This is a genomic window from Microthrixaceae bacterium (genome assembly GCA_016702505.1).
In the GTDB taxonomy this organism is placed as follows: Bacteria; Actinomycetota; Acidimicrobiia; order Acidimicrobiales; family Iamiaceae; genus Aquihabitans.
Window position 1 is genome coordinate 40,032 of record JADJDU010000013.1, and the last position, 16,916, is coordinate 56,947.

Here is a 16,916-nt window from a genome sequence, read left to right on the forward strand (position 1 = left end):
ACCTATGGGTCAAGCGGGGGGAAACGAGGTACCGTGCGCCGGTGGACGAGTTCGACTTCGTGGTGGTGGGCGGAGGTTCGGCGGGCTGCGTGGTGGCCAGCCGTCTGAGCGAGGACCCCTCGGTGCGGGTGTGTCTCCTGGAGGCCGGCGGGGAGGGCCGCGACGTGCTGATCCGGGCCCCTCTTGGCTTCACGGTGGCCATGCCTCGGGGCATCAACAGCTGGAACTACGAGACCGTTCCCCAGCCCGGCTTCAACGGTCGTAGGGGGTTTCAACCGCGGGGTAAGGCCCTGGGTGGATCCAGCACCATCAACGCAATGATCTACGCCCGGGGTCACCGGTCGGACTTCGACCGGTGGGCCGAGCTCGGCAACCCGGGCTGGGGATACGACGATGTCCTCCCGTACTTCAAGAAGTCCGAGTGCAACGCCATCCACCGGGATTCGCCGTTCCACGGGATCGACGGACCGCTGCACGTCACCAACCTCCGCAGCCCCAGCCCACTCAACGACGTGTTCCTCCAGGCGTGTCAGAACCAGGGCATACCCTTCAACCCGGATCTGAACGGGGCTGAACACCACGGCTGCTACCACGTGCAGGTCACCCAGAAGGACGGTGAACGCCACAGCGTGGCCGCCGCCTTCATCCACCCCAACTTGGATCGTCCCAACCTCGACGTGCGGACCGGGGCCCACATCACCCGCATCACCTTCGACGGCCGGCGCGCCACGGGTGTTCAGTACGAACGCGGCGGTCGGGCCGAGTCGGTGTCGGCACGGCGTGAGGTAGTCATGTCGGCGGGTGCCTTCGGCACGCCCCAGATACTCATGGCCTCGGGGCTGGGGCCCGGTGCCCACCTCCAGAGCCTGGGCATCACCACGGTGCTGGACATCGCCGGGATGGGCCAGAACCTCCAGGACCACATCTCGGCCCTGTTGATCTACAAGGCGCTGGTCCCCGATCACACTGTGGGCATCTCGCCGGTCGGGGTCGGCACGCTCCTCAAGGCCATGTGGAAGTGGCGCCGCCACCGCACCGGCCTCATCACCAGCTGTGCCGCCGAGTCCGGCGTCTACTACAAGACCAGCCCGGACATCGAGGTGTCCGACATGGAGATGGAGCTGATCGTCGGGATCGGTGACGATCACGGTCGAAAGCTGCACCTGGGTCACGGGTATTCGGCCCACCTGCTGCTGGCCCGGCCCCAGAGCATCGGCGAGGTTCGTCTGGCCAGTCCCGACACCCGGGTGGCCCCGTTGATCGACCCTCGCTACTTCAGCCATCCCTACGACATGGAGACCCTGGTCAAGGGCACACAGATCGCTTTGGACATCATGGCCGACCCGGTGTTCGACCGTTATCGGGGGGAGATGTTGATTCCCTACGACCGCAACGACCCCCGCCAGATCGAAGAGACGCTGCGCAACCACGCCGACACCGAGTACCACGTCTGTGGCACGGCCAAGATGGGGCCCGATTCAGATCCCATGGCGGTGGTCGACCCGTCGCTGCGGGTCCGGGGCATCGAGGGACTGCGTGTCGCCGATGCATCGGTGATGCCTCAGGTCACGTCCAACAACACCCACGCTGCGGTGATCATGATCGGCGAGAAGTGTGCCGACCTCATCAAGGCCGACGCCCGTTAGGGGTTCAGCCCCCGAGAGCGCCTCGATTGCGAAAGTGGGGGCAGCTCAGCTCAGAGTGTCGAGGCGGGCCCGGTACTGCTCGACGGTTCGCTCGGCGGTGTGGCGCCAGCTCCACAGGTCGATGACCCGTTGGCGGCCAGCCGCTCCGACGCGGGCTGCGACGCGGGGGTGGTCGAGCACGTAGCCGATCTTGTGGGCCAGGGCCCCGCTGTCTCCGGGGGTCACGCTGAAGGCGGTGTCGCCGTCGGTGCCTACGACCTCGGGGATGGCCCCGCCGGTGGTGGCCACCAGGGGGATGCCGGTGGACATGGCTTCGATGGCCGGTAGCGAGAAGCCTTCGTACAGAGATGGCACCACGGCCACCTCGGCTTCGGCGTAGAGCTCCACGATGCGTTCGTCGGACACGCCCGACACGAAGGTGACGGCATCCTCGAGGCCCATCGCCGCGATGGTGCGGGCCGACTCGCCACCTTCCTTGGGGCGGCCGATCACGGTGAGGGTGACCTCGGGTCGTTCGGTGCGCAGTTTGGCCACCGCTTCGAGCAGGTAGCGCAGGCCTTTCATGGCCACATCGGCGCTGGCGGTGGTGATCAGCATGCCCGCGCGGCGCTTGATCTCGGGCTTGGGCACGAACAGCTCGGGGTCGACGCCCACGGGCACGATGTGCATGCGGTGGGGGTCGACCTTGTGGTCGGTGACGATGTCGCTGAAGGAGTTCTCCGACACGGTGATCACCCGCTGAAGTCGGCGGGCCACCTCGGTCTGCATGTCGGTGAAGGCGTACCAACGTCGCAACGTGAGCTTCTTGTAGAGGCCTTGGGCGTGCTCGATCTCGAGTCGGCGATCCACCGTGATGGGGTGGTGGATGGTGGCGATGACGGGCAGGCCCATGCGCTCGATGGCCAACAGGCCGAAGCCCAGGGACTGGTTGTCGTGCACCAGGTCGAATTCGTCCTTGCGGTGCTTGAGGTGGTCCCAGGCCCGCATGGTGAAGGCCAGCGGTTCGGGAAACGTCCCGAACGAGAAGGTTGAGACCTCGAGCAGGTCCTTCCAGTCCTTGATCTCCCACAGCCCCGGCATGCGCATGGGGAAGTGCTCGTTGTAGATGTCGAGGCTGGGCAGCTTCACCAACGGCACGCGGTCATCGAGCTCGGGGTAGGGCTGACCGCCCAGGACTTCGACGTGGTGGCCGAGGTCGGCCAGGGCCTTGGACAGGTGGCGCACGTAGACGCCCTGGCCACCGCAGTGCGGCTTGCCGCGGTAGGCGAGGAGAGCGATGCGCAGCGGGGAATCAGCGGAAGCCATGGACCCACAAGCCTTCCGGTTCGTTGACCCATCGGTCAAGCCACGTGGATTGGTGCGGTGGCGGGAGCTTGAGCTCAGCGGAGCTTGAGGAACAGCTCTTCCATGGCCTCGGTGGTCATGCCATCGGCGGCGGCCCCGTCGGGGTCGGTGAGGCAGTGGCGCATTCCCGCCGACATGAGGCGCAGGCCGGCGCGGTGCAAGGCGGCCTGGGCTGCGGTGAGCTGGGTGATCACGTCTTTGCAGTCGGCTCCTTCTTCGAGCAGGCGCTGCACCCCGCGGACCTGGCCCTCGGCCCGGCGGAGCCGGTTGAGTACATCGTCGGACACTTCGTCTGGGAACCGCATGAGCGTCAGCATATACCTATAGGGGTATTAGACCCATGAGGGGCGCGGTTGGAGCGATACCCCCAGGGGTATATACTGGGATCGGGGTGCAGGCTCAACCGGCACCCTCCACAATCAGAGGTACGACGTTCGGCTCGCACCCGCCGGGTCGGCCCGCCTCGTCACCCGTCACGGAGGACGGCCATGACCACCATCGATACCCCGAGCACCGGACTGGACAACCTCGGCCGAGTGCAGGGGCTTCCCTCCAACCTGGTGATCCGCCAGCTCTACCTCGGCTGCCTGTCCCAGGCTTCCTACCTGGTCGGAGACCGCGCCACGGGCCGGGCCATCGCCATAGACCCCCGGCGGGACGTGGACGAGATCCTCGATGCCGCCACCGCTGAGGGGCTCACCATCGAATGGGTGGTCGAGACCCACTTCCACGCCGACTTCCTCTCCGGCCACCTGGAACTGGCGGCGGCCACCGGGGCCACCATCGCGGTGGGCTCGAAGGGCACCACCGAGTTCGCCTCCCGGCCGCTCCAAGACGGTGAGACCATCTCGCTCGGCACCGTCGAGGTGGAGGTTTGGCACACACCGGGCCACACCCCCGAGTCGATCTCCCTGGTGGTCCGGCCTGCACCGGGCGAAGCCCCCGTCGCCGTTCTCACCGGTGACACACTGTTCATCGGGGATGTCGGCCGGCCCGACCTGTTGGCATCGGTCGGCGTCACGGCCGCCGAACTGGGCGCCAGCCTCTACGACTCGCTGGGCCGTCTGATGGGGCTACCCGACTCGGTCTACGTCCTACCCGCTCACGGCGCGGGCTCGGCCTGTGGCAAGGCGCTGTCCAACGAGACCATCTCCACCATCGGGATCCAGCGCCAGACCAACTACGCACTCCAACCCATGTCTCGGGATCGGTTCATCGACCTGGTCACCGAAGGTCAACCCACCGCGCCCGGCTACTTCGGATACGACGCATCTCTGAACCGTCAGGACCGTGCCCTGCTGGACGAGCACGAGCCCCCGACCCGCCTGGACCTGGCCGCCGTCGACGCCGCGGTGGCCAATGGCGCGGTGCTGGTGGACACCCGCACCAGCGACGACTTCGCGGCCGCCCACCTGGCCGGATCGGTGAGCGTGAGCCTCGATGGTCGCTTCTCCGAACAGGTCGGGAGCGTGGTCCCGGTCGGGTCGCCGATCGTGTTGGTCGGAGACGAGGGGACCTCGCTGGAGGCCAAGGTGCGTCTGGCCCGCATCGGCTTCGACTCGGTGGTGGGGCGTCTGGCTGAACCCGAGACCGTCCTCACCGATCACCCGGAGCGGGCGTCCCGCCTGTCCCGGCTCACCGCCACCGAACTCGCGACGCGCCGGACCGAGCTGGGGGCCATTCTCCAGTTCATCGACGTCCGCAACCCCGGTGAGGTCGCCGCCGCCCCGGTGGAGGGTGCAATCAACGTGCCGCTGGCCAAGCTGCGCGCTGAGATGGCCACGCTGGATCGGGACCGGCCCGTGGTGTTGGTTTGCGCCGGCGGGGCCCGTTCACTGATCGCCAACAGTCTGTTGCTGGCCAGCGGGTTCAGCGATGTGTCCGACCTACTGGGCGGTGCGAACGCCCTGGGTGTGGCCGCTCCTTGTGCCCTCCCGGCATCGGGCCAGGCGGTCTGACCGTTGGCGTTGGCCATCGTCTTGGGCTTGGCCATCGGCCTGGCCCTCGGTTCGCTGGGAGGAGGGGGTTCGATCTTGGCCGTCCCCGTCCTGGCCCATCTCGCCGGCCAGTCGGTAGCCGCCGCCACTGCCACCTCACTGGTTGCCGTAGGGGTGTCGGCCGGGGTTGGGTCAGTAAGCCCTGCCCGAGCCGGTCCGGTCCGGTGGGGAGCGGCTATGGCCTTCGTCGCCACCGGCGTCGCCGGTTCGTGGGTGGGCACCGAGGTGAACCACCGGATGGACGGGGACGTCCTACTGCTGGCCTTCTCCGGCCTGGTCTTGGTGGCCGCCCACCGGATGCTCACCGCCTGCCCGTCTTGTACCCGGGTGGGCGAGGAAGAGGCCGTCGCTGCCGACTCGGACCCGAAACCCCTCAGCACTCTCGGGCCCTCGGGACGGGTCGTCGTCACCCCCACCGCCGCGGCGAGGGTGGTGTTGGCCGGTACTGCTGTTGGATTCATGACCGGTCTGTTCGGTGTGGGAGGAGGGTTCGTGATCGTGCCTGCCCTCACCTTGGCGTTAGGTCTGAACATGCCTCAAGCGATCGGCACCTCGCTGGTGGTGATCGTGGGCAACGCCTTGGTGGCACTGGGTTTCAGGGGGATCGACGCCGTGGATTGGGCGGTGGCCCTGCCCTTCACCGCCACGATGGTGGTGGGAAGCCTGGCCGGTTCGTTGGTCGCCCACCGGCTTCCACCAAGGCAGTCGCTCACTGCGTTCGCCACTTTGCTGGTCCTGGTGGCGGTGGCCAACGCGGCGGCTGCCGCCCATGCCATCTGGCTCTGATCATCCCCCGGTCGGTGGTTACCCTCGAGGCCCGAAGACGACGGTGATGTTGGGAGGGTGTCGGTGAGGGCGCTGGTGCAGCGGGTGACGCGGGCCTCCGTCGAGGTCGACGCTCAGGTCGTGGGGGCCATCGGGGCGGGCTTGTGCGTCCTGGTCGGGGTCACCCATTCCGACGGTCCGGCCGAGGCGGTCGAGATGGCCCGCAAGCTCTGGCACCTGCGGGTGTTCCCCGACGCCGAAGGCAGGATGGATCGCCCGGTGGCCGAGGTCGGCGGAGAGATCCTGGTGATCAGCCAGTTCACGCTGTACGGCAACACCGCCCGAGGTCGTCGACCGTCTTGGGTGGCGGCCGCCGGCCCCGATCAGGCGGAGCCGCTGATCGAGCGGCTCGTGGCTGAGCTTCGGGCATTGGGCGCCACCGTCGCCACCGGCCGGTTCCGGGCCGACATGGCGGTCGAGTTGGTCAACGACGGTCCGGTGACGCTGATGGTCGAGGTCGGTCGCCCCGACGTGTGAAGTGCAGGACCCAGCCAACCGCCACCAGGGCCACCGCTAGGACCCGGGTCGGAAGGTCCCCCCACCGCACGTACAGCGTGTTCCCGGTCCGAAGCGGGATGTCGTGGCGTACCTCGACGCGGGCTAGCACCTGGCTGCTGCGTTGGAACACCTCCCCCGACGGGCTGACGAAGGCACTGAAACCGGTCGGCGAGACCTGTACCGCCCACCGCCCGGTCTCGATGGCCCGCAACCGGGTGGACGCCACCTGCTGGGTCTGCACCAAGGTCCCGGTGTAGGTGGCGCCGTTGGTGGGGTTGTAGAGGAGCTGGCCGCCGGCCTGCACGCCCGATCGGGCGCGGTGCCCGAAGAAGACCTCCCAGGAGATGACCGTGGCCAGCGGGGCGTTTGGAGTGGTGAGTAGACCCGAATCGGTGGACACGGTGGCATCCCGGGACGCCAGTGTGTCTGGGGCCACCTTCTCTATCCAGGACCGGAAGGGCACGAATTCGCCGAACGGTACCCGCTGCACCTTCACGTACCGGTCTATCCACTCGCCATCGCTGGTGACGACCTGGGAGGAGTTTCGGAACTCGGTGTCACTAACGCCCTCCACGGTGCCGACTACCAAGGTGGAGTCCAGATCGGCCGCCAACTGCTCCAGTTCCGCCCCTTCGGGAGCATCTTGTACCGGGCCGTCGGTGTCGACCACGTCCTCGGGCCACAGGACCAGGTCGAGTCCGGGAGGGACCTGGGCGCTGGCCTCCAGGTGGCGTTCGAACACCTTGCGCTCGTCGGTGTTGATGGCCCGGGTGCCTTGCGGTCCACCTCCTTGCACGTAGGCCACATCCATCGTCTGGCCCGTCGGCTCCCCCTGGGGCGCCACCACCGCAATCACCATCAGGACCGCCACGGCGGCGCCGGCTCCGCCCGCGGCCCGCCAGTCCCGGGACACGAGAGCAGACAGGGCCAGGCCCACGGCCACGGTGGCCACCCCGATCAGTAGGACACCGCCGACCCGGGCGATTGTCGCCAGCGGACCGCCGACCTGCCCCACCGCCAGGAGCGACAGCGGCACGCCACCGAAGGGCCATGCACTCCGGAACGCCTCGCACAGCACCCACGCGCCCACGATGGCCGGTCGGCGACCGGCACCGGGGGGCACCGCCAGACAGAACAGGCCGAGGAACAGGGCGTAGGCCAGGGTGGCGATGATGTATCCGGGAAAGGTGAGCTGGCTGATCCAGGAGATGGTGGGTGTGAAGAGCGCCAGTCCGGCCACAAAGCCTCGACCCAGCCGCTGCCGGGCCCCGGCGCCGGCCAGGAGCCGGTCGGCCAGTGCCAACCCGGCGAAGGCCAACGGCCACCATCCCCACGGCGGCAGGCTCAGGGCCACCAGAACTCCGACCCCGACGGCTCGAACCATCGGTCGGGCCGCCAGGCTCCTGACCTCAGCCATCGGACCACGGCTGGAGGCGTCGCTGCCTTCGGCGCCGAGATCAGTAGCGGTCGGGATCGGTGGATCCTGCTCAGAGGTGTGAGACATCGGCGGACAGTCTGGTCGACACCGGGCTGCCCTCCATCGTCAGCGGGACCGTTCGACTCGCCATGTCGGTCCACCTTGCAGACCGCTCCTTTGACGGTCCGGTCTGGTTCGATGACGTCCGAAGTACCTTCTGGCCATGGATCCGGTGGTCACCTCTCCCGAATCTGCGATGGGGGAACCGCCGAGGTTCGGGCCCCTTCGGTTCGGCCCGGTGCAAAAGCAGGCTGCGCTCTTGTGGTTGGCGGTGGCGTTACCTGTCAACACTCTGATCTTCGTGGGGCGGCGGCTCTGGGGTCCCGGTGGTCGCCCGCTCATCGACGACGCCTTCATGCACTGGGATGCCCGGTGGTTCATGACCATCGCTCGAGACGGCTACAGCTACCAGCCCGGACAACAGTCAAACGTGGTCTTCGCCCCCGCCTTCCCCCTTATCGGAAGGGCGGCATCGGTGGTAGTCGGTTCGATCCCACTGGCCTTGTTCCTGGTCGCTGCCGCTTTCGGCCTAGCCAGCTTCGTGCTGGTGGCCACGTGGTTCGAGCGGCGAGAGTCAGAGGCCATCACCCGCTCGGCCATGGTGCTCTTCGCCCTCTATCCGTTCACCATCTACCTGACCGGCATCCCCTACAGCGAGCCCCTCTACCTGTTCACGGCATTGGCCGCGTTCATGGCCCTGGAATCGGATCGGCCGGCGTTGGCCGGGCTGGCGGGCCTCGTCACCACCGCCACCAGGGTCACCGGGGTGGCGGTGGCCGTGGGGCTCATGGTCATGGTCCTCACCCGGCGGGGCGCACTTCGGGCTGTGACCGAGGCCGATCGCCAAGACGGACCCACCGACGGGTGGGTCTTAGGGCCGATGGTGATATCGCCCCGCAAGCTTCGCGGCCGCGATGCCTGGGTCCTGTTGTCATGGGTGGGGCTGGTGGCGTGGATGGCGTACTTCCAACATCGCTTCGACAACCCGGTGTTGTTCTCGTCGGGCAACTTCGGGGCACCGGGACGCTGGTTGAGCGAACCGAGCATTCGCTCGCTGCTCAAGGTCCAGTACTTCCAGAACCTCACCGAGGAGATCCCGGCCTACATCCTCACCACCACCATCCATGGGATCCTGGCCATCGGCGCCATCTTGTTGATGCCCGCGGTGGTGCGTCGCTACGGAGCGGCCTATGGCGTGTTCGGCGGGACGATCATCGCCATGAGCTGGATCACCAGCGGCGCCTTCCAGGGCTTCGGCCGGTACCTGCTGGTGGTGTTCCCGCTGTTCGGCCCGCTGGCGGTGTGGGCGGCCCGGACCGCGCTGCGCACGGTCTGGCTCCCGCGCTTCTTCGGCCTGGGCCTTCTAGCCACCACCCTCATGTGGGCCAACGGTCACTGGGTGTCCTAGTCCTAGATCCGCCGGAAGGCAGAGCCTTCCGGTGGAGTTCGATCGCCGGCCTGACGGCCGACGTCTTCGCTGCTGCGACCGGCAAAGCCGATCTCCGCAGGTCGGGGGCTCTGCCACGAAGGGCTCTGCCCCCGAACCCCCGCCCAGTCCTGCAGCTTCACGTCGTCGCTCCTAGGTTGATCAGACCGCGGGGGCCTCGGTTGAACCATGCCGTGCTTATGGGTCGGCTCGCCCACTCGCTCGCCTCCTAAGCCTGGATCAGCCGGAAGGCAGGCCCCCGAACCCCCGCCAGTCCTGCTGCTTCAACTCGCCAGATGGTCGAACGTTCTCGGGGCGAGTTTGGTCGGTCAGTGAAGAAGAGCGCGTCGGGTGGGCCAGGTCGCGCCCAGGGCCTTGGCGGCGAGCTCTCCGGAGCGGATGCATGCGGGCACACCCACGCCGCGAAGGGCGGCCCCGGCCAAGACCAGGCCCGCCCGGTGACGGGCCGACACCGCGGCCAGGTCGGCTTCGATGGCATCGACGCGGGACAGGTGGCCAGGGGCGTATTGGGGGAAGGCCCGATCCCAGCGCCCCACTCGGACCTCGGTCGGGGCGGCCCTCACCCCGATCACGCGGTCCAGATCGGCGGTCACGCGGGCCAGGAGGTCGTCATCATCTAGGTCGCGGTGGCGGTCGTCTCCCATCCGGCCCGCCGAGACCCTCAAGATGATGTCGTCACGTTCAGGATGGCGCCACTGCGCCCACTTGGCGGTTCCATAGGACACCGCCGTCACCATGGTTCCCTGGTCGCGGGGGATCAGGCACCCGCTCACCCCCTCGGGTAGCCCGTCGGCGGGGTCGATGGCGTCGGCGTCGAAGGCCAGGGTGACCATCGTTATCGAGGAGTGATCGATGTCGGTCAGCAACCGGGCCGGACCGGGAGCGAGGTCGGCCAGAAGGGATGCAGCGACGAAGGCCGGACAGGCCAACACCACGGCATCGGCGAGAAGGGTGGACCCGTCGGAGAGGTGGGCCAGCCACTGGCCTCCGGCCCCACCAACCCCACTCACCTCCCCGGTCACCCCGGTTTGGCCAATCGGTTCTAGGGCCTGGACCTCAACCCCCACCCGCAGGTCGGCGGAGGGCATGGCACCCACCACGGCATCCACCAGGCGGGCCATGCCACCGAGGGGGGTGGCGAACACCGGGGCCGTACCCGGTGTGGACGCAGCCGGTGATGAGGTGGTCGACGTTCCCGCCTTCACCTGGGCGGCACAAGAGCGGATGAGGCTCGGGTCTCTTGTTCGGGCGGCCGCGTCGATCTGGGGGACGACGGCGGCCAGGCTCAGCCTCGAGGTATCCCCGGCGTTGATCCCTCCGATCAGTGGGTCGATGAGGTGGTCCACCACCTCGTCGCCCAGGCGGCCACGCAGGTAGGGGCCGACGGCCACGTCGCCCGAGGGCGATGCCGGTGCCGACGGAGGATCGGTGTCCAATCGCGGCAGTTCGAGGTCCCGAGCCACCCTCGCCAGGCCGTCGGGCGAGAGGATCCCGCTGGCTGCCAGGGCATCGAGGTCGACGGGCACACCCAGCACGTGCCCCTCGGGCATCGGTCGCCGGGCCCCGTCGAGGAAGATCTCCGCCCGGCGGGCCAGGGGAGACACCAGTTCGCCGTCTATCTCCAGGTCGTGGCAAAGGGCCACAGCCCAGGGCACCCGGAGCAGGAAGTTGTCGGCGGTCTCGTCCACCGGTCGACCGGCGAACATCGAGGTCTGGATCTTTCCCCCCAGGCGTCCGGGCTCCACCACCGTCACGTGGGACCCTGCCTGGGTAAGTCGCAACGCGGCCGTCAGCCCGGCTGCACCACCCCCTACCACCACGACATGGTCAGGTCGGACCCGCGTCGAACTCACGTCGGACTCACGTCGGACTCGCATCAGTTCCGGGCTGGTGCGGGTCGGTGCCCGCGCCGGGATCCGAGCCAGGATCAGCGCTCTGACCAGCGTTCTGACCAGCCACGGGTGAGTTGGCGGCGGTCTGGACCCGGCGGGCCAGGGCCGCCATGACTCTGGGGTCGTCGTTGAGGGTCCTTGTCCGGCCAAAGGCCAGCCCGGCCTCGGAGGCTCTAGCAGCGGCTTCGATGTCGAGGTCGTAGGCCACCTCGAGGTGGTCGGCCACGAACCCCTGCGGGCACACCAGGATTCCATCGGTTCCACCGGACCGTGCCAGCTCGTCGATCACCGCCAAGATGTCGGGGCCCCGCCACGGTTCGGGGGTTGCTCCGGCGCTCTGCCAGGCCAGCGACCAGCGGGAGGCGTCCAGGCCGGCGAGCCGGGCCGCAGCCGCTGCCGACGCCGCCAGCTCGCCGGGGTAGGAGTCTCCTTCCAGCACCCGCTCGGGCAGCGAGTGGGCGGTGAAGACGACTTGGGTGGATGGACCCATGTCGGTGAGGGCATCGACGACGGCGGTGGCCAGGAACTCCTGGTAGGTGGGCTCGTCATACCAGCGCAACACCTGCGAATGCCCGATGTCGACCTGGGCGGCGGCCGCGGCGGCCCGATTCTGGTACTCGCCGACGCTGGCTCCCGAGTAGTGCGGGGCCAGGACCAGGCCCACCACATGGCCGACGCCTTCAGCGGCCAACGTCGATACGGCGTCCTCGATGAACGGACTGGCATGCTTCTGGCCCAGCCTGACCTCGAACCGTTGCGGCTCGAGGCGGTCCAACTCCCGGGCCACGGCCGCCACCTGGTCGGCCGTGCGTGCGGCCAGTGTGGATGTTCCCCCCAGAGCGTCGTAGCGGCGGGTGAGGTCGGCGAGCTGCTCGGGTGACGGGGGTCGACCACGCCGGATGTGGGTGTAGTAAGCCTCGATGTCGCTGGTGCGGGCCGGGGTGCCGTAGGCCATGACCACGACCCCCACCCGAGTGGCGGGCGCGGCCGTCACCGCACCCGACCCTCGGCGTGAACGGTGTCGATCACCCGCTTCAACACGTCAGGGTCCGACTCGGGAAACACACCGTGGCCCAGGTTGAAGATGTGTCCGCGGTGTCCGTCGGCTCGTCGCAGCACGTCGCGGGTCCGCTCCACCGCCACATCGGCACCGGCCAGGATCGTGGTCGGATCGAGGTTGCCCTGGAGGGCCACCTCATCTCCCAGACGGGCCCGGGCGTCGTCGAGGTCCACCCGCCAGTCGACCCCCACCACGTCGGCGCCGGCCTCGTGCATGAGCCCCAGCAGTTCACCGGTGCCCACCCCGAAGTGAACCCGCGGCACCCCGGTGTCGGCGATGCCACCTAGGACCTTCTGCGACGCCGGCAGGACGTAACGCCGATAGTCGCTGGGGCACAGGGCCCCAGCCCAGGAGTCGAACAGTTGGATGGCCGAAGCCCCAGCCGCAACCTGGCTGCGCAGTGATGCCAGGGCCAGGTCGGCGAGCCGGTCGAGTAGCGCGGCGAACAACTCGGGATGGCCGTACATGAGAGCCTTGGTCTTGGCGTAGGTGCGGCTCGGTCCACCCTCGATGGCATAGGAGGCCACCGTGAACGGGGCCCCGGCGAACCCGATGAGCGGGACGTCACCCAACTCCGACACCAGGTTGCGGACGGTATCGAGCACGAAGGGAGTGTGGGCCTGGGCGTCGAGATCGACGATGCGGTCCAGATCGGCCTCGCTTCGGAACGGGCGTTCCACGACCGGTCCCACGCCGGGACGCACCTCGACCCCGAAGCCGATCGCCTCCAGCGGGGTGACGATGTCGGAGTACAAGATCGCGGCATCGGTGCCGTAGCGGTGCACCGGCTGGAGAGTGATCTCGGTGGCCAGGTCGGGGTTGCGGATCGCCTCGGTGATGGAGCCGGTGCCCCGGATCGCCCGGTACTCGGGCAGCGATCGGCCGGCCTGGCGCATGAACCACACTGGCACCCGGTCGTGAGGTTCACCCCGACAGGCACGGAGGAACGGTGAGTCGGCGCTGACCATCGCGGCGAGGCTAATGGTGCTGTGATCGGATGTAGCCATGCGCCGCTCCATCGACGACCAGCCCTTCGACGCCGAGGCCGACCCGGTGGTGGCCGGTGATCCCGACCTCCAGCAGACCTCGTGGGCGGTGGCCATCGCCGATGACTACGACGACGCCGAACCACGGGTGGTGCTCACCGTGGAAGAGATCGGACGGGCCGGTGCCGGGCTCATCACCCATCTGACCCCGGTCGGGGCCCGCCGGCTGAGGGTGGCCCTACGCGATGCCCTGCGTGAGATCGGCGAGGACCCCGGGCTCTGAGGAGGCGAGCCGAAAGGCGGAGCACCGCCTAGGATGGCAGATCCCTTGATCGGGGTCTGACCCGCCGGTCCGATCCCGTTCACCGCCGAACCGACATCGGATTCACCCGCTTCACCCATGACCATCCACCCCGACCTGGCCTCCGAACAGGCCCACATCGACCGGGCCTACGAATGCCTCGAAGAGGCCCGCACTTCGGCCAACCGGCTCAAGGGGATGGTCGAGGTCGGTGCCGGTGGTACCGAGCAGGCCCGCTTCGAGCGGGAGGTCATCTTCGACACCGTGGCCCACCGCCTGAGCCACCTCCACCTCGGCGATGCCGCCCTCTGCTTCGGCCGCATCGACCGGGAACCCGACGACGGCGGCGAGACCTTCTACGTGGGTCGCCTCGCCGTATCGGACCGAGACCAGGAGCCGCTGGTGGTCGACTGGCGGGCGCCGGTGGCCGAGCCGTTCTACCGGGCCACCGGGCGTCAACCGATGGGCCTGGCCCGTCGCCGTCACTTCGCCACCCGGGGACGCCAGGTGCTCGGCATCGAAGACGAGTTGTTCGGAGATCACGCCCTGGACCTGGGTGAGGCATCGGGCCTCCAAGGCCAGGGGGCCCTGATCGCAGCGTTGGAGACGGCTCGCTCGGGGCGGCTGGGCGACATCGTGGCCACCATCCAGGGCGAACAGGACGAGATCATCCGTGCCCCGCTGCCCGGGGTGCTGGTGGTGCAGGGCGGGCCCGGCACGGGCAAGACCGTTGTTGCCCTGCACCGTGCCGCCTACCTCCTCTACACCCACCGCTTCCCGCTGGAGGACCAGGGTGTGCTGGTGGTGGGACCCAACCGCCTGTTCCTGGCCTACATCGAGCAGGTCCTGCCCTCGTTGGGTGAAGCTGGCGTCGAGCTAGCCGTTCTGGCCGACCTCATCGATCCGGTGTCGGTGAAGGGCCGAGACCACGAGGAGGTGGCCCGGCTCAAAGGTCACGACGTAATGGCCAAGGTCCTGGCCAAGGCGGTCCGGGACCGCAAACGTCCGTTGCGATCCACGTTGCGTATCGGGCACGGCCTCCAGCACCTCACCCTCACGGTGAGTCAGTCCGAGTGGATAGTGCACGAAGCCCGACGTCGGTACCACACCCACAACGCCGGTCGCCGCTTCGTGGAACGTGAGGTGGCCCGGGCTATGGCCGAGTCATCGCGGACCCCGCTCGACCCGACCGATCTCTGGCGCCAGATCCGCCGTCACCCAGATGTGTTCGAGGCGTTGGAATCCATGTGGCCGGTGCTCACGCCCGCCCAGTTGCTGCACGACCTGTTCGGGGCTCGGAGCCTGTTGCACCTCGCCGCTGGTCGTCATGTACCCGAACAACAGATGGACCTGCTGTTCCGTCCCCGTTCGGTAACCGTCGGGGACGTGGTGTGGACCCACGACGACGTACCTCTGCTCGATGAGGCACGGTCGCTGTTGGGGCCCAAGCCCCGGCTAAAGCGAGACCTCGACGTCGTCGACGAGATCCGGACCTACGGCCACATCGTGGTCGACGAAGCCCAAGACCTGTCACCGATGCAGCTTCGGATGCTCACCCGGCGGTCGCTCAACGGGTCGATGACGGTGGTCGGAGACATCGCCCAGTCCACTGGGGCATGGGCGCATGCCGACTGGAACGAGATCCTCGCCTTGTTGCCGTCGCGGCGACCGGCCCGCCGCGAGGAGCTCACGGTCGGTTACCGGATCCCAGAACCGAACATGGAGCTGGCCGCCAGGGTGTTGGCCCACGCCGCTCCGGAACTGGCGCCGCCGCGGTCGGTCCGTCAGGGAGGTCGTCCACCGCGGATCACGCGGATCGACGGGGCCGGAGGCTTCGGTCCGGCGGTCGTCGACGCCGTGGTGGCCGAGCTGGCCTCGGTCGGAACCGGCAACCTGGCCGTCATCTGCCCGGCCTCACGGGTGGAGCTGTGCGCCCGTTCGTTGACCGAAGCCGGCATCGACCACGGGGTGGCCACCGAGCGAGGATTGAACCATCAGGTGACGGTGGTTCCCGTGGGAATCGTGAAGGGCCTCGAGCTGGACGCCACCGTGGTCGTCGACCCGACCGGGATCCTGGACGAAGAGGCACAGGGGACCAGGGCGCTGTACGTGGCGCTGACCCGCTCGACCAAGCACCTCACCGTGGTCCACGACGGGCCTCTCCCCGACGTTCTGGAGCCGATCGCTCAGGACCCGGTGCTCACCAGGATCCGCTCGGCGGCGAACGCCCCGACCCCGATGTGACGACCCTCGATCTCGACCGTGGTCGTTCCATCCGGTGACGAAGCGGTGACGGTGCCCTCGTGGCCGGGCTGGATCGCAGCCTCCTCCAAGAAGTCGAGCAGGCCCGGCGTGAACTCGAGGGCCTCGGGGATTCGGCGCACGGTGAACTCGTCACCCACGGTCAGTTCGCTGAGGCAGACCATGTCGGGTGCCTTGTAGCCCGACCCCGGGATCGGGTTGCCGTGCGGACAGGTGGTGGGGTCGTCGAGAAGGCGGATGATGGCGGCCTCGACGTTGTCGGAGATCACGTGCTCCCACCGGCCCGCCTCCTGATGGGCCTCGGCCCACGACAGTCCCAAGATGTCGGTGAGCAGCCGCTCGGCCAGCCGATGCCGTCGCACCACCATCTCGGCCAGGGCCCGTCCATCGGTGGTGAGCTGGATGGTCCGGTCGACCTCGACGAGGCCTTCGTGCTCCATGCGGCGGATCATCTCGGACACCGCCGGTCTCGACACCTGGAGACGCTCGGCGATCCGGGCCTGGATGACGTCGACGTCGTCCTCGTGGAGCTCGAAGATCGCCTCGCAGTACTCCTCGAACGCGGGGTGGTACTCGGGGGTCTGATATGCGGCCACGCCGGGAGTCTAGGGAGCGAGCCAGCCGATTCGGCCCGTCTGGTCGTCGTCGGTACGGTGGTCTCATGGCAACGCATGTCCGGCCCTCCTCGTCGACCCGTTCCCCGTGGCGTTCGCTGGCCCTCGCCGTTGGATTGGCGGCCTCGATCGCGTTGGTCGGGTGCAGTGGTGAAGACAAGGCCGGCGGCCAACGGGAGTGCATCGCGGTGGCTCCGGTCGATGGCGTGACCGAGCTGACCGTTACCGGCAAGAACCTGGCCTTCGACCACGAGTGCTTCGACATCCAGCCGGGCAAGGTCGAGTTCACGTTCGTCAACGCAGACCAGGGCGTGTCCCACAACCTCCACGTGAGCGGCCCCGGCGGGGTCAACGAGCGAACCGACCTGGAACGGGGTGAGACCACGCAGGTCCTGGAACTGGAGCTGACCGAGCCGGGCCGCTACGACTTCGTGTGCGACCCTCACGCCACCATGGAAGGCCAGCTCAACGTGGCCGATCCATCGACGGCGTCGACGACCACTGTCGCCGGCTGACCAGATCTGGGTCCGCCGTCGTGGCGGTGTTCCAGGAACGGCCCCGCTGTCG

The 16,916-nt window shown here is 68.3% G+C and carries 15 protein-coding genes; 8 read left to right on the top strand and 7 right to left on the bottom strand.

All coding sequences use genetic code 11. The features are described from left to right. Positions 1-41: 41 nt before the first annotated feature. Positions 42-1,646 carry a GMC family oxidoreductase N-terminal domain-containing protein gene (locus IPG97_13745; GenBank protein ID MBK6857572.1) on the top strand — a complete coding sequence of 535 codons (1,605 nt, stop codon included), beginning with the start codon at positions 42-44 and terminating at the stop codon, positions 1,644-1,646. A 45-nt stretch (positions 1,647-1,691) separates the two neighbouring features. Here the strand turns inward: IPG97_13745 and IPG97_13750 are convergent, their stop codons facing one another. Further along, the gene (locus IPG97_13750) at positions 1,692-2,951 is read right to left on the bottom strand and encodes a glycosyltransferase family 4 protein (GenBank protein ID MBK6857573.1); all 1,260 of its coding nucleotides are present in this window, start codon (positions 2,949-2,951) and stop codon (positions 1,692-1,694) included. A 74-nt stretch (positions 2,952-3,025) separates the two neighbouring features. Continuing rightward, positions 3,026-3,295 (bottom strand): metal-sensitive transcriptional regulator, encoded by a 270-nt coding sequence (locus tag IPG97_13755; GenBank protein ID MBK6857574.1) that lies wholly within the window; start codon positions 3,293-3,295, stop codon positions 3,026-3,028. 252 nt (positions 3,296-3,547) lie between these two features. Between IPG97_13755 and IPG97_13760 the strand changes: the two genes are divergently transcribed. The 3 genes from IPG97_13760 to IPG97_13770 all read left to right on the top strand — a co-directional run bounded on the left by IPG97_13760 (position 3,548) and on the right by IPG97_13770 (position 6,289). Then, positions 3,548-4,948 carry an MBL fold metallo-hydrolase gene (locus tag IPG97_13760; protein MBK6857575.1) on the top strand — a complete coding sequence of 467 codons (1,401 nt, stop codon included), beginning with the start codon at positions 3,548-3,550 and terminating at the stop codon, positions 4,946-4,948. A 3-nt stretch (positions 4,949-4,951) separates the two neighbouring features. Beyond that, positions 4,952-5,773, top strand: a complete 822-nt coding sequence (locus tag IPG97_13765; GenBank protein ID MBK6857576.1) for a sulfite exporter TauE/SafE family protein — start codon at positions 4,952-4,954, stop codon at positions 5,771-5,773. A gap of 63 nt (positions 5,774-5,836) precedes the next feature. Beyond that, positions 5,837-6,289, top strand: coding sequence for a D-tyrosyl-tRNA(Tyr) deacylase (locus IPG97_13770; GenBank protein MBK6857577.1), 453 nt, complete (start codon positions 5,837-5,839; stop codon positions 6,287-6,289). Here the strand turns inward: IPG97_13770 and lnt are convergent. Further along, on the bottom strand, positions 6,237-7,814 hold the full coding sequence (gene lnt / locus IPG97_13775) for an apolipoprotein N-acyltransferase (protein ID MBK6857578.1): 1,578 nt from the start codon (positions 7,812-7,814) through the stop codon (positions 6,237-6,239). The two genes, IPG97_13770 and lnt, sit on opposite strands and share 53 nt — an antisense overlap. 136 nt (positions 7,815-7,950) lie before the next feature. On the opposite strand from lnt, the gene IPG97_13780 reads away from it, so the two are divergent. Next, positions 7,951-9,195: a hypothetical protein gene (locus IPG97_13780; protein ID MBK6857579.1), complete on the top strand. Its 1,245-nt coding sequence runs from the start codon at positions 7,951-7,953 to the stop codon at positions 9,193-9,195. Positions 9,196-9,542: 347 nt separating this feature from the next. Here IPG97_13780 and hemG read toward each other — a convergent pair whose 3' ends face one another. Genes hemG through hemE form a run of 3 tightly spaced genes read right to left on the bottom strand, consistent with a single transcriptional unit; the run spans position 9,543 to position 13,193 of the window. Then, positions 9,543-11,087: a protoporphyrinogen oxidase gene (hemG, locus tag IPG97_13785; GenBank protein MBK6857580.1), complete on the bottom strand. Its 1,545-nt coding sequence runs from the start codon at positions 11,085-11,087 to the stop codon at positions 9,543-9,545. A 7-nt stretch (positions 11,088-11,094) separates the two neighbouring features. Then, positions 11,095-12,081 (bottom strand): ferrochelatase, encoded by a 987-nt coding sequence (gene hemH / locus IPG97_13790; GenBank protein ID MBK6857581.1) that lies wholly within the window; start codon positions 12,079-12,081, stop codon positions 11,095-11,097. 35 nt (positions 12,082-12,116) lie between these two features. Next, complete coding sequence (gene hemE, locus IPG97_13795; GenBank protein MBK6857582.1) at positions 12,117-13,193, bottom strand: uroporphyrinogen decarboxylase; 1,077 nt, start codon at positions 13,191-13,193, stop codon at positions 12,117-12,119. On the opposite strand from hemE, the gene IPG97_13800 reads away from it, so the two are divergent. Continuing rightward, complete coding sequence (locus IPG97_13800) at positions 13,192-13,455, top strand: hypothetical protein (GenBank protein ID MBK6857583.1); 264 nt, start codon at positions 13,192-13,194, stop codon at positions 13,453-13,455. The genes hemE and IPG97_13800 overlap by 2 nt on opposite strands. A gap of 117 nt (positions 13,456-13,572) precedes the next feature. Beyond that, positions 13,573-15,717, top strand: coding sequence for an AAA family ATPase (locus tag IPG97_13805; GenBank protein ID MBK6857584.1), 2,145 nt, complete (start codon positions 13,573-13,575; stop codon positions 15,715-15,717). On the opposite strand, the gene IPG97_13810 is transcribed toward IPG97_13805, so the two are convergent. Beyond that, positions 15,660-16,331: a metal-dependent transcriptional regulator gene (locus IPG97_13810; GenBank protein ID MBK6857585.1), complete on the bottom strand. Its 672-nt coding sequence runs from the start codon at positions 16,329-16,331 to the stop codon at positions 15,660-15,662. The two genes, IPG97_13805 and IPG97_13810, sit on opposite strands and share 58 nt — an antisense overlap. Before the next feature lie 65 nt (positions 16,332-16,396). Between IPG97_13810 and IPG97_13815 the strand changes: the two genes are divergently transcribed. Next, a complete protein-coding gene (locus IPG97_13815; protein MBK6857586.1) occupies positions 16,397-16,864 on the top strand; it encodes a cupredoxin domain-containing protein in 468 nt (155 codons plus the stop codon). Positions 16,865-16,916 lie beyond the last annotated feature (52 nt).